Source organism: Actinomadura oligospora ATCC 43269 (assembly GCF_000518265.1).
Taxonomy (GTDB): domain Bacteria; phylum Actinomycetota; class Actinomycetes; order Streptosporangiales; family Streptosporangiaceae; genus Spirillospora; species Spirillospora oligospora.
This window is the reverse complement of sequence record NZ_JADG01000030.1, coordinates 26,630-38,283: the sequence shown is the minus strand read 5'-3', so window position 1 is coordinate 38,283 and position 11,654 is coordinate 26,630. Positions and strand designations below refer to the sequence as shown.

The following is an 11,654-nucleotide window of genomic DNA, read 5'->3' as shown; positions in this document are numbered from 1 at the left end:
CGTGGCGGTGTTCCCGACCCAGTTCTGGTCGATCTACAAGGCCAAGGGCGGGTTCGTGTTCACGCTGGTGATCGCCGTGGGTTTGGCGATCATGGCCGGTGTGGTGTTCGTGGAGCAGGCGCAGCGGCGGATCCCGGTGCAGTACGCCAAGCGGATGGTCGGACGCCGGATGTACGGCGGGACCTCGACCTACATTCCGTTGAAGGTCAACCAGGCCGGCATCATCCCGGTCATCTTCGCGTCCTCGCTGCTGTACCTGCCGGTGCTGGCGACCCAGCTGTGGCCGGATGTGAAGTGGCTGCAGAAGCTGCAGCCGTACCTGCACCAGGACAACCCCTGGCACATGGGCGTCTTCTTCGTGTTCATCATCTTCTTCACGTACTTCTACGTCGCGATCACCTTCAACCCCACCGAGGTCGCCGACAACATGAAGAAGTATGGTGGGTTCATCCCGGGTATCCGTCCGGGTCGTCCGACCGCCGAGTATCTGGACTACGTGCTGACCCGGATCACGACTCCGGGTGCGCTCTACCTGGGGCTCGTCGCGCTGATCCCGATGATGGCGTTCGCGATGCTGAACGCCACGCAGGACTTCCCCTTCGGCGGGACGAGCATCCTGATCGTCGTCGGCGTCGGACTGGACACGGTCAAGCAGATCGAGTCCCAGCTCCAGCAGCGCAACTACGAGGGCTTCCTGCGCTGACCCTCCGCTGAGCACGGGCCCTGGGCACGGGGCACTGAGCACGGGCCAACGGCCACTCCGGCGATCCGCCGGGGTGGCCGTTTCGCGTGCGGGGCGGGTCAGGCGGCCAGGGACGAGAACCAGTGGACGACCTTCCCGGTCCCGGCGACGTTCGTGCCGAGGTGCAGCGAGCCCTGGTAGAGCGGCCTGCCCAGGTTCTCGACCTGCGAGTCCACACCGCGCCCCCGCAGCGAGGCGACGCAGTGGTCGGTGTTGAGCGTCGTCGCCTGCTCGTCGGTCTCGGCCTTGTAGAACCGGACGGGCATCCGCGGCGTCCAGGCGGTGCAGACCTCGCCGTCGGTGCGCAGGGCGGCGGCGAACGTGCCGGACGGGTTCCGCAGCATCGCCCAGCCTCGCGGGGTCAGCAGGTCCGTCAGGCGGTTGGGCATGCCCTGGAACATGACCGGGCCGGGGGTCGTGCCGTCGAAGTACTTCTCGACACGGTCGGCGTACGGGGCCTGGAACACCTCCGACGGCGTCCGGTAGACGCCGCCGTGGACGCGCTGCCAGGACGTCAGCAGGTAGGCGGTGTAGAGCGCGCTGGTCTTGGCCTCGAGCTCGCCGTTCAGCAGCGCGGGAAGCTCGGCGCCCGCGAAGTCGTAGCCACCGCTGATCGGCGCGACGGCCCTGACCCGGAAGTGCCGGTCCGCGCCGTCCTGGAGGGCGCGGGCGAGTCCGAGCGCAGACGAGGCGCCCTGGGAGAAACCGGTGATCAGCACGTCCCGGTCGAGCCTGTGGCCGGTGCGCGGGGCGAAGGCTCGGGCGGCGCGGAGCATGTCGAGCGACGCGGACGTCTCGGACGGGACGTCCTTCCACGGGTGGGCGCCCGGCCCCTTCCCGAGCCCGAGGTAGTCGGGGACGACCGCGGCGAAGCCCGAGCCCGCGTAGGTGTAGGCGGGGCCGACGGCCCACGGGGTGTCGCTCGTGGACGGGGCGTCCGCCTTGTAGCTGGTGGTGCCGTGCGTGTACGAGACGGGCGTGAGCCTGCCCCGCCTGCCGGTCGGCACGACGAACAGGCCGGTGGCCGTGGTGGCGGCTCCGTCGGTTCCGATCGTCCGGTAGGTGAGGCGGTAGGCGTCCACCCCGTTGTCCACCGTCGAGGCGTCGAACCCGCCCTTGCCGAGCACCGTGCGGACCTCGTCCGCGGACAGGGTGCGCAGGTGCTCGGCGGAGACGAGCGACCCACGCTCCGCCGCGGCGGCGGTGGAGGAGAAGTGCGCGGAGACCGAGGGCGTGGACGAGAGGGCGCCGAGGCCGACGACGGTGGCGCCGGTCAGGGCGACGGCGGTGATCTTCTTGGAGTTCATGGTCCCCAAGCCTCGGCTCCGCCGCGCCGGACGCGCGTCCCGCGCGACGGTGATCCGCGCCCTCACCCCTGAGGGTCAGGAGACCTCGGCCAGGGTACGGCTCGCGGGCTCGTCCCGGACGGGCTCCAGCCGCGACGGCTCGGGGGCGCGGCCGGGACGTCGCAGCTCAAGCGCGGTGTAGACCAGGAACGCGACCCCCGAGAGCAGGTAGCAGTTCGCCACCGCCGTGGTCAGCCAGTGGAAGCCCCATTCCCGGTCGGTGCCGTCGTGCGGCGTCCACCACAGGGGGGACAGGACGAACAGGACGTACGCGCAGGCCGCGGCCACGCGCCGACCGTCCCGGACGAGCAGGACCAGCGCGGGCAGCACCCACACCCAGTGGTGGGCCCACGAGATCGGCGAGACCAGCAGGCCGGTCACGCCGGTCACCGCGGTCGCGCCCAGCCAGTCGCCGCGCCGCGCCCACAGGGCCGCGACCGCGAGCCCGGCGACGGCGACGACCACCGAGATGACCGGATACCAGCCCTGGACGCGGTCCGGGTGGCCGCCGAGCATCCGGGAGAGCATCCCGAACGGCGACTGGTTGCTGATGTAGGTGACGCCGACGCGCGAGGTGTCGCGGAAGGTGCCCGTCCAGTAGGCGCGCGACGCGTCCGGTGCGATGAGCCAGGTGCCCGCGACGGCCACGGCGAACGTCCCGGTGGCGACGGCCGCGGCGCGAATGCGCCCGGTCACCAGCAGCAGGACGATGAAGATGCCCGGCGTCAGCTTCATGGCGGCGGCCAGGCCGATCCCGGCGCCCGCGACCCGGCCGCGCGCGACGGCCCTGACGTCGGCGACGACCAGGGCGAGCAGGATGAGGTTGACCTGCCCCTGGAAGAACGAGTGGTACATCGGCTCGAGGAGCATCGCGGCCGCGACCAGGGCGGCGACCGTGTTCCGCGTGACCGGGCGTCCGGCCAGGTCCAGCACGTTCGCGCAGGCCCAGACCAGCGCGGCCATCGACGCGAACTGCCAGCCCACCCGCGCCACCGTGAGCGGCAGGTCGGCCAGCGGCGAGCAGACCAGCGCGAACACCGGGGAGTTGGTGTACCAGTGCTCGGCGAGCTGCTCGGTGTAGAGCCGGGTCCCCTCCGTCACCACTCCCCCGCCCAGCCGGTAGATGCGGAAATCCAGCGAGTCCCAGACCACGGACCACACCGCCAGGGCCGCCACCTCGACGGCCAGCAGAACACGGACGAACATCTTCATGCCGCCAAGATCGCCCGGACGGGCCGTCCCGGTCGTCGGGCCGTCGGCCACACTTGCGCGGGCGCGTGTAGCCCGTGGGCGTACGCCCGGCGGCCAATACCCGCGAACGGCGCGGACGGCTACGATCGCGGCATGTCCCCCGAGTCTCCCGAGCCGCTGACCAGCGCGTCTGGATGGCGTGACGGCAGGGCCGCGTTCCTGCGCCGAGCCGCCATGTCCATGCTGGCGTGGGTCGGCGCGGTGTTCTTCGCGCTGCTGCTGCTCCCGCTCACCAACCGGAATCCGACGGAGGTCTCCCAGACCGTCATGATCCCGGCGCTGGTGATGGCGGCGCCCGCGCTGGTGTTGCGACACCGCACCCCGGCGCTGGTCGCGATGCTGATGCTGTCCTGGGGCGTCCTGTTCGCCACGCACATCACCTGGGCGACCGGCTACACCAAGCTCGTCGTCGACGACGTCGCGCTCGCCTACATCGCCCTGCGCAAACCCCGCCCGACCAGGACGATCGCCTGCACGGGCATGTTCGTCCTCCAGTTGGTGGTGGTCGCCGCCCTCCCGCACGGCCCGGAGACCCAGGTGCAGAGCCTGGTCATGGTGGTGCTCGGGTTCGTGGCGGCGATGACGACCGCGCGGATGCTCCGGGAGCGCCGCGAGCACGCCGTCGAGCTGCGGTCCCGCGAGACCGAGCGGGCGGTCGCCGCCGAGCGGCTGCGGATCGCCCGCGAGCTGCACGACATGGTCGCGCACAGCATCGGGATCGTCGCGATCCAGGCGGGCGTCGGCGGCCGGGTCATCGACACCCAGCCCGACGAGGCGCGCAACGCGCTCGCCGCGATCGAGGCCACCAGCCGGGAGACCCTGGCCGGGCTCCGCCGGATGCTCGTCACGCTGCGCGAGTCCGGCGAAGCCTCCGGGGACGGCCCCGCCCCCGCGCCGCTCGACCCCGCGCCGGGCCTCGCCGACCTGGACCGGCTCGTCGCCGCCACCCGCGACGCGGGCGTCCTGGTCGAGCTGCGCTGGACCGGCGAGCGGCGTCCGCTGCCGCCGGAGATCGACCTGTCGGCGTTCCGGATCGTCCAGGAGTCGCTGACGAACGTGGTCCGCCACGCGCGCGTGACCGCCTGCCGGGTGACGGTCGGGTTCACCGAGGACGAGCTGACCGTCCAGATCGAGGACGACGGGACGGGCTCGCCCTCCGGGTCGTCCGCGTCGTCCGGCGCGGGCGGCGGGTTCGGCATCGTCGGAATGCGGGAGCGCGCCGCCCTGCTGCGCGGCGACCTGCACGCGGGGCCGCGTCCCGAGGGCGGCTTCCGGGTCGCCGCCCACATCCCGGTCCGCTCCACGGCCCTCCTGGCGGTGGCCGGATGACCGGGACGGTCCGCGTCGTGCTGGCCGACGACCAGCCGCTGATCCGGGCCGGGCTCCGCGTGCTCATCGCCGACTGCCCGGACCTGGAGGTCGTCGGCGAGGCGGGCGACGGCGCGCAGGCCGTGCGGCTCGCCGCCGAACACCGTCCCGACGTGGTCGTCATGGACATCCGCATGCCCGACATGGACGGCATCGAGGCGACCCGCCGCATCACGGCCGCCGCGACCGCGCGCGTGCTGGTGCTGACCACCTTCGACGACGACGACTACGTCTACGGGGCGCTGCGCGCGGGCGCCAGCGGCTTCCTGGTCAAGGACATGGCGCTGGAGGACATCCTCGCGGCCGTCCGGGTGGTCGCGGCGGGCGAGGCCCTGCTCGCCCCCGGCGTGACCCGGCGGCTCATCGCCGACTTCGCGAACCGGCCTGAGCCCTCCGCGGCCCCTCCGGCCGAGTTGTCCGCCGTCACCGAGCGCGAGCGGGAGGTGCTCACCCTGGTCGGGACCGGGCTGTCGAACGGCGAGATCGCCGAACGGCTGTCGATCAGCGTCGCGACCGCCAAGGCGCACGTCGCCCGCCTGCTCACCAAGCTCGACGCGCGCGACCGCGTGCAACTGGTGATCATCGCCTACAACGCGGGCCTGGTGACCCCGTCGACGCCCTGAATACCCAGGTGGCCGCCCGTTTTTATAGGGTCTGAACCCTAGAGTCACACACCTGAAGGGGAGGCGGCGAGGATGGCGCAGCAGGTACGCGGGGTCATCGCACCGGGCAAGGGGCAGCCGGTGCGGATCGAGACGATCACGATTCCCGACCCGGGGCCGGGCGAGGCCGTGGTCAAGGTGCAGGCGTGCGGGGTCTGCCACACCGACCTGCACTACCGCGAGGGCGGCATCAACGACGAGTTCCCGTTCCTGCTCGGCCACGAGGCCGCCGGAGTCGTCGAGACGGTCGGCGAGGGCGTCACCGAGGTCGCGCCCGGCGACTTCGTCATCCTGAACTGGCGCGCGGTGTGCGGGCAGTGCCGGGCCTGCCGGCGCGGACGTCCCTGGTACTGCTTCAACACCCACAACGCCAAGCAGAAGATGACCCTCACGGACGGCACGGAGCTGTCCCCCGCGCTCGGCATCGGCGCGTTCGCCGACAAGACGCTCGTCGCCGCGGGACAGTGCACCAAGGTCGCCCCGGCCGCCCAGCCCGAGGTCGCGGGCCTGCTCGGCTGCGGCGTCATGGCCGGCCTCGGCGCGGCGATCAACACCGGCAACGTCGGGCGCGGCGACAGCGTCGCGGTCATCGGCTGCGGCGGCGTCGGCGCGGCGGCCGTCCTCGGCGCCCGGCTCGCGGGCGCGGCGCGGATCATCGCCGTCGACCTGGACGACCGCAAGCTCGCCACCGCCAAGGAGCTCGGCGCGACCCACGCGGTGAACGCCAAGGACGGCGACGTCGTCACGGCCGTCCAGGAGCTGACCGGCGGGTTCGGCGCGGACGTCGTGATCGACGCGGTCGGCCTCCCCGAGACCTACAAGCAGGCGTTCTACGCCCGCGACCTCGCCGGGACGGTCGTCCTGGTCGGCGTCCCGACCCCGGAGATGACGCTCGAACTGCCGCTGCTGGACCTGTTCGGACGCGGCGGCGCGCTCAAGTCGTCCTGGTACGGCGACTGCCTGCCGTCCCGCGACTTCCCGATGCTCATCGACCTGTACCTGCAGGGACGCCTCGACCTCGGCGCGTTCGTCTCCGAGACGATCCCGCTGGACGGCGTGGAGGCCGCGTTCGAGAAGATGCACCACGGCGACGTCCTGCGCTCGGTGGTGGTCCTCTGATGGCCGCCCGGATCGAACACCTCGTCACGTCCGGGACGTTCTCCCTGGACGGCGGCACCTGGGACGTCGACAACAACGTCTGGATCGTCGGGGACGACGCCGAGTGCCTGGTCATCGACGCCGCGCACGACGCGGACGCGATCGCCGCGAAGGTCGGCGGCCGGCGGCTCGTCGCGATCGTGTCCACGCACGGGCACGACGACCACATCGACGCCGCGCCCGCCCTGGCCTCCCGCACCGGCGCGCCCGTCCTGCTGCACCCGGACGACCTGATGCTCTGGAAGCAGAGGCACCCGGACGCCTCCCCGGACGGCGAGCTCGCGGACGGCCAGGTCATCACGGTCGCCGGAACGGACCTGACCGTCCTGCACACGCCCGGCCACTCGCCCGGCGCGGTCTGCCTGCACGCGCCGTCGCTCGGCACGGTCTTCTCCGGCGACACCCTGTTCCAGGGCGGTCCGGGCGCGACCGGCCGGTCCTTCTCCGACTTCCCGACGATCATCGACTCGATCCGGGACCGGCTGCTGACGCTGCCGCCGGAGACCGCCGTGCGGACCGGCCACGGCGACAGCACCACGATCGGCGCCGAGGCCCCGCATCTGGACGAGTGGATCGCACGCGGCCACTGACCTGGATCTTCGTTGGGACGGCGGCCCCAGGCACGACGCCGCCGTCTTGACGAAGCCGGGACGAACCGCCATGGTGCGGGCTAGTGTCCATCGTGCGGACGGGCCGTGACGCGCTTCCGCTAACAGCCGGGGTTCCCGGGGAGGTGCGATGCGGATGCGGCACGGCGTGCCCACCTCGCGGCGGCACGGCATGCTCAGGCGGCCCGCGTCGAAACCTCCGGCTCCCCGGCCGCCGACACTCAGGCTCGCGGCGCCCAGGGCGCCGGCGCTCGGCCTACTCGTACTCGTCCCGCTCGCCGTGGGGTGCGGGACGTCCAGCGCGGCGTCCGGGAAGCTCGACCCGGCCGCGCCGGACGCCGTCCAGCCGCCGGTGGCCACCGCCCCTCCGAGCGTGTCCGCGCCGTCCCCGGAGATGCGGGCCGTGCCGCCCGCCTCGGATCCCGGAACGGTCGTCCCGCTCGGCAAGCCCGGCTCCTGGCGCGTCACCACGTACTACACGGCCGTCGAGAGCCTGCACGGCGGCACGATGACGGCCGTGGAGGGCTGCACGGCCCTCCGCTGCTCGAACGGCCACACGCCGCTCGGCTCCTACCCGGCCGACTTCCTGCGGGTGATCCGCACCGAGGGCAGCGGCCGGATCACCGCCGGACCGCAGAAGGGCCGCTACCTGAACTGGTCTCACAGCACCGGCTACTGGCTGGACGACAGCACCCGCGATCCGGCGGGCCGTCCGCTGAAGGCGTGGGAGTCGGCCGCCGCCGACAGGGACGTCCTGGCCCGCGGCCGGCGCTTCGTGATCACCGACTGCGGGAAGGCCGTCCCGGCGTCCGTGTGCGCCAGGTTCCGCAAGGCCCGCTGGAAGGTCACCGACCTGTTCCGTCCCGGATACGGCGGGCAGCGCCACGCCGACGTCTACCTCGGCGAGGAGACCGGCCCCGGCTTCACGCGCTTCGCGACCACCCTCAACGGCGCGTCCCTCGGCGCCCTCAACTAACCCTCAGAACGCGCCGCACTCCGCCGACGATCAGGAACGGCGCTCGGCTTGGCTCGCCGCTTGGCGCTCGGCTCAACGCGCGGCTCGGCGCTCGGCTTCAGGTCAGGGCGCGGCGTGCTCGGAGACGCGCGGGGAGGCCAGGCGGGTCGGGCGGCCCCGGCCGCGGAGCTGGACCTCGTCGCGCAGCTCCCAGCGGGCGGCCTCCTCGGAGTCCGCGTCCCCGACCACGCTCGCCGCGGCGAGCACCGGCTCGGACCGGGCCTTGGCCAGGTCGGTGAGCCGGGCGGCCTCGTTCACCGGGTCGCCGATCACGGTGTACTCGAACCGCTCCTTCGCCCCGATGTGCCCGGCGACGGCCTCGCCCGCCGACACGCCCACGGCCGCCGACAGGCCGGGCACCCCGTCCGTCAGCCGGACGGCGAGCTCGCGTCCGGCGGCCAGGGCGCGGCCCGCGGCGCCGGGCAGGTCCTGCGGGGCGCCGAAGATCGCGAGCGCGGCGTCGCCCTCGAACTTGTTGATCCAGCCGCCGTGCCGTCCGACCACCTCGACGACGACCGCGAAGAAGTCGTTGAGCAGCCCGACCACCTCGGTCGGGGGCCGCTCGGCGGCGAGCCGGGTGGACCCGATGACGTCCACGAACAGCACCGCGACCTCGCGCAGCTCGCCGCCGAGGTCCACGCCGTGCTCGAGCGCGACCTTCGCGGCGTCCGGACCGACCTGGCGGCCGAACAGGTCCTGGAGCCGCTCGTGCTCGCGCAGCCCGGCCGCCATGTGGTTGAACCCCGCCTGCAGCAGCCCGACCTCGCTGCCGTCGTAGACCGGCACCTCGACGTCCAGTTCCCCGCGCTCGACCCGGGCCAGGCCGAGCCGCACCGACTCGACCGGGTCGGCGATCGCGCGCGCCGCGAAGTAGGTGACGCCGAGCCCGACGAGCAGGGCCGTCCCGCCGAGGGCGAGCACCGCGACCGCGAAGGCGTGCACGTTCACCCGGTTGAGGACGAACGACCCGACCGCGAGGACGATCAGCCCGAGGATCGGCACCGCCGTGCCGAGCGCCCAGGCCAGCACCGAGCGCGCGACGACGCCGGGCAGGCCGGTGCGGCGCGGCACGCCCGTCGCCAGCGCGGTGGTGACCGAGCGGCGCAGCAGCCGCTCGGCGAGCAGGTAGACGATGGTGCAGGTGGTGAGGCCGCCGAGCAGGCTCGTCAGGCCGAGCTTGATCGCGACCAGCGCGGAGAACGGCAGGTTGAGCAGCACCCAGCCGACCGTCCCGACGCCCCAGAGCGTGAGGTGGACGGCCATCAGCCGCACCGGGCCGTACAGCAGCAGGGCCCGTTCGCGCCGGTCGGGCTCCTCGTGCCGGTCGACCAGCCGCCGGACGCGCCGGAAGAACCGCTCGCCGAGCAGCAGCCCGCCCGGGACCGCGAGCACCACGTAGGCGGTGAACACCCACACGTTCACGGTCTGGAGGCGGTGCGGGAAGGGGCCGCCGGGATTCGGCACGACCCAGGTGAACAGCAGGACGACCAGGGCGCCGCCGAGGTTGGCGAGACCGGTGGCGAGGGTCACCAGCACGCGGGCGCGGCGGGCGACCTGGGCCCGGGTGTCCCCGGGACGGCCGTCGATCAGCCGCCGCAGGGCGCCGAGCCGCCGGGGGCCGCCGGAGGACGCGCGGGCACGCCGGTCCACGCCCTCGTCCACCGCAACGTCCTCCACGAAGGAGGAGCGTATCCGGTCGTCCCAGGTGTTCCGTACATCACAGTCGTCCCAATTGATCAGCCAGAGGACTGTGACACTGCGGACACTCCCGACTGTCGCGGCGAAACGTTGACCGGCCGGTCAGTCAGGGCATCACCAGAACAGACAAACAACCCATCTCCCCCGGGAGGTATCCCATGGGCAAGCTGGCATGGGAGGACGCCGTCGCCTTCGTCGCCGGACTGGCCGCCCTCGTCGCCCCGGACCTGTGGACGGACGGCGACGCTCGCCTGCCACTGATGGTCCTCGGCGCCCTGCTGCTGGTCGCGGGCCTGTTCCCGCTCCTCGGCAGCGTGGGCCCGGCGGTCTGGACCACCACCACCTTCGCGCTCCTGCTCTTCGTCTCGCCGTGGGCGTGGGAGTTCACCGACGGCCGCGCGGCGGCCTGGACGGCATGGATCGCGGGCGGCGCCGCGACTATCGTCGGCCTGTGGGTCGCGTACCGCACCCGCACGGTGAAGCGCTGACCGGCACCTGACGGCCGGGCGGCCATCGGGGAGGCCGATCATGACACCTGTCACCCCGCCGTCCCGCCCGGCCGGCACCTCCTCCCCCACCGTCCCTCCCGCCCCCGGCGACGATCCGGCCCGGCCCGACGCGCGGACCCGGATCCTGGACGCCGCCGAGGCGCTCTTCGCCGAGGGCGGGTACGAGGGCACCTCCACGGCGCGGATCGCGCGCAGCGCGCACGTCCCCAAGGGCCTGGTCTTCCACTACTTCCCGCAGAAGATGGACGTCCTGGTCACGCTGGTCGCCGAACGCACCGAGATCGAGGAGACCGCCGACCCGGCGGGGCTGGAGGCCGTCCCCGGGGATCCGGCGGGGACGCTGGCCCGGCTCGCGCGCGGCTTCCCGCTGCGCGCCTCGCCCGCGATGCGGCGCATCCTGTTCCGCGAGGCCGACACGCACACGACCGTCCGCGAGCGGCTCCGCGTGCTCAACGGCGAGGTCGTCCGGCGGGCGCGGCTGGCCCTGGAGATGGCCCTGCCGGGCGCGCGGGGCGACCAGGCCCGCCTGGAGGTCGCCGCCGCCACGTTCGCGGCCGTCCTGCTCTACCAGGAGCACCTGGCCCAGCTCAGCGGCCACCACGTCGACCCGGAGGCCGTCGCCGACCTCATCGCCCGAGCCCTGGGCGCCTGACCCTCCGGGCCCGGCGAACCCGGTCTCGACGGGTCAGGTCCCGACAGTTCAGCGTCTCGGCGGGTCAGGTCTCGACGGGCGTGAGCATGCGGTGGGGCGTGCGGAGGGCCTTGGTGACCGGGTCGTCGCGCAGCCTCGAAGCAGGGCCGGGGTGAGTCTCCAACTCGCCCGGACGGATCGGGCCGCCGCCGCAGGACGGGCAGGTGCCGTCCGGGTCGATCCGGGTGCCGCACGCTCTGTGCACGAACAGCCGGCAGACGCCGTTCTCGCCGAAGTTCTGCTCGCCCCAGCGAGCCAGCCCGTGCACGACCGGCCACAGCGACTCGCCCGCCTCGGTCAGCACGTACTCGTGCCCCTCCTTGGCCAGGACGCCGTGCCCGACCAGCGTGGACAGCCGCGCCGACAGCACGGCGCGGGGGATGTCCAGGTGGGCGAGGAAGTCGCTGAACCGCCGGACGCCGTAGAAGGCGTCCCGGACGATCAGCAGTGTCCAGCGCTCGCCGACCACCTCCAGCGCCCGGGCCAGCGTGCAGTCCTGCCCGGAGTAGTCCTTCCCGAGTGCCATGCCGTGCAGACTACCTCCCCGCCAGTTCAATGAACGAACCAACCGTGGTACGGTCGCGGCCGACATGGTTCGTTCATTGA

The 11,654-nt window shown here is 73.1% G+C and carries 12 protein-coding genes; 8 read left to right on the top strand and 4 right to left on the bottom strand.

Annotated elements, in window-relative coordinates:
• Positions 1 to 703, top strand: a 703-nt coding sequence (locus P696_RS0130880) for a preprotein translocase subunit SecY (protein WP_026415309.1), incomplete at its 5' end; no start/stop codon positions are given.
• A gap of 98 nt (positions 704 to 801) precedes the next feature.
• On the opposite strand, the gene P696_RS49220 is transcribed toward P696_RS0130880, so the two are convergent.
• Both P696_RS49220 and P696_RS49215 read right to left on the bottom strand, forming a co-directional pair.
• Entirely contained in the window at positions 802 to 2,049 is a 1,248-nt protein-coding gene (locus P696_RS49220; RefSeq protein WP_034487946.1) for an alpha/beta hydrolase family protein, read from the bottom strand.
• Between the two features lie 75 nt (positions 2,050 to 2,124).
• Entirely contained in the window at positions 2,125 to 3,300 is a 1,176-nt protein-coding gene (locus P696_RS49215; RefSeq protein WP_051468389.1) for a glycosyltransferase 87 family protein, read from the bottom strand.
• 132 nt (positions 3,301 to 3,432) lie between these two features.
• Here P696_RS49215 and P696_RS49210 point away from each other — a divergent pair, with 132 nt between their 5' ends.
• The 5 genes from P696_RS49210 (at position 3,433) to P696_RS49205 (ending at position 8,111) form a co-directional block, all read left to right on the top strand.
• Positions 3,433 to 4,668: a sensor histidine kinase gene (locus P696_RS49210; protein ID WP_034487941.1), complete on the top strand. Its 1,236-nt coding sequence runs from the start codon at positions 3,433 to 3,435 to the stop codon at positions 4,666 to 4,668.
• Positions 4,665 to 5,330 carry a response regulator gene (locus P696_RS0130860; protein ID WP_026415363.1) on the top strand — a complete coding sequence of 222 codons (666 nt, stop codon included), beginning with the start codon at positions 4,665 to 4,667 and terminating at the stop codon, positions 5,328 to 5,330. The genes P696_RS49210 and P696_RS0130860 overlap by 4 nt, the downstream gene beginning before the upstream one ends.
• A gap of 72 nt (positions 5,331 to 5,402) precedes the next feature.
• Positions 5,403 to 6,488: an S-(hydroxymethyl)mycothiol dehydrogenase gene (locus P696_RS0130855; RefSeq protein WP_026415362.1), complete on the top strand. Its 1,086-nt coding sequence runs from the start codon at positions 5,403 to 5,405 to the stop codon at positions 6,486 to 6,488.
• Complete coding sequence (locus tag P696_RS0130850; protein ID WP_211245898.1) at positions 6,485 to 7,117, top strand: MBL fold metallo-hydrolase; 633 nt, start codon at positions 6,485 to 6,487, stop codon at positions 7,115 to 7,117. The genes P696_RS0130855 and P696_RS0130850 overlap by 4 nt, the downstream gene beginning before the upstream one ends.
• Before the next feature lie 148 nt (positions 7,118 to 7,265).
• Positions 7,266 to 8,111, top strand: a complete 846-nt coding sequence (locus P696_RS49205) for a hypothetical protein (RefSeq protein WP_245627884.1) — start codon at positions 7,266 to 7,268, stop codon at positions 8,109 to 8,111.
• Positions 8,112 to 8,213: 102 nt separating this feature from the next.
• Here the strand turns inward: P696_RS49205 and P696_RS0130840 are convergent, their stop codons facing one another.
• Positions 8,214 to 9,827 carry an adenylate/guanylate cyclase domain-containing protein gene (locus P696_RS0130840; RefSeq protein WP_245627883.1) on the bottom strand — a complete coding sequence of 538 codons (1,614 nt, stop codon included), beginning with the start codon at positions 9,825 to 9,827 and terminating at the stop codon, positions 8,214 to 8,216.
• 179 nt (positions 9,828 to 10,006) lie between these two features.
• Here P696_RS0130840 and P696_RS0130835 point away from each other — a divergent pair, with 179 nt between their 5' ends.
• Together P696_RS0130835 and P696_RS49200 are read left to right on the top strand one after the other, a co-directional pair.
• Positions 10,007 to 10,336 carry an SPW repeat protein gene (locus tag P696_RS0130835; RefSeq protein ID WP_026415359.1) on the top strand — a complete coding sequence of 110 codons (330 nt, stop codon included), beginning with the start codon at positions 10,007 to 10,009 and terminating at the stop codon, positions 10,334 to 10,336.
• A 40-nt stretch (positions 10,337 to 10,376) separates the two neighbouring features.
• Complete coding sequence (locus tag P696_RS49200) at positions 10,377 to 11,009, top strand: TetR/AcrR family transcriptional regulator (RefSeq protein ID WP_084338470.1); 633 nt, start codon at positions 10,377 to 10,379, stop codon at positions 11,007 to 11,009.
• Positions 11,010 to 11,073: 64 nt separating this feature from the next.
• On the opposite strand, the gene P696_RS0130825 is transcribed toward P696_RS49200, so the two are convergent.
• Positions 11,074 to 11,574, bottom strand: coding sequence for a winged helix-turn-helix transcriptional regulator (locus P696_RS0130825; RefSeq protein WP_026415358.1), 501 nt, complete (start codon positions 11,572 to 11,574; stop codon positions 11,074 to 11,076).
• Positions 11,575 to 11,654 lie beyond the last annotated feature (80 nt).

Bases quoted from the DNA above. Each gene is read 5' to 3' on its own strand.
- P696_RS0130825 (WP_026415358.1), bottom strand. From the start codon at position 11,574: ATGGCACTCGGGAAGGACTACTCCGGGCAGGACTGCACGCTGGCCCGG.
- P696_RS0130835 (WP_026415359.1), top strand. From the start codon at position 10,007: ATGGGCAAGCTGGCATGGGAGGACGCCGTCGCCTTCGTCGCCGGACTG.
- P696_RS0130855 (WP_026415362.1), top strand. From the start codon at position 5,403: ATGGCGCAGCAGGTACGCGGGGTCATCGCACCGGGCAAGGGGCAGCCG.
- P696_RS49220 (WP_034487946.1), bottom strand. From the start codon at position 2,049: ATGAACTCCAAGAAGATCACCGCCGTCGCCCTGACCGGCGCCACCGTC.
- P696_RS49210 (WP_034487941.1), top strand. From the start codon at position 3,433: ATGTCCCCCGAGTCTCCCGAGCCGCTGACCAGCGCGTCTGGATGGCGT.
- P696_RS49215 (WP_051468389.1), bottom strand. From the start codon at position 3,300: ATGAAGATGTTCGTCCGTGTTCTGCTGGCCGTCGAGGTGGCGGCCCTG.
- P696_RS0130860 (WP_026415363.1), top strand. From the start codon at position 4,665: ATGACCGGGACGGTCCGCGTCGTGCTGGCCGACGACCAGCCGCTGATC.
- P696_RS49200 (WP_084338470.1), top strand. From the start codon at position 10,377: ATGACACCTGTCACCCCGCCGTCCCGCCCGGCCGGCACCTCCTCCCCC.
- P696_RS49205 (WP_245627884.1), top strand. From the start codon at position 7,266: ATGCGGATGCGGCACGGCGTGCCCACCTCGCGGCGGCACGGCATGCTC.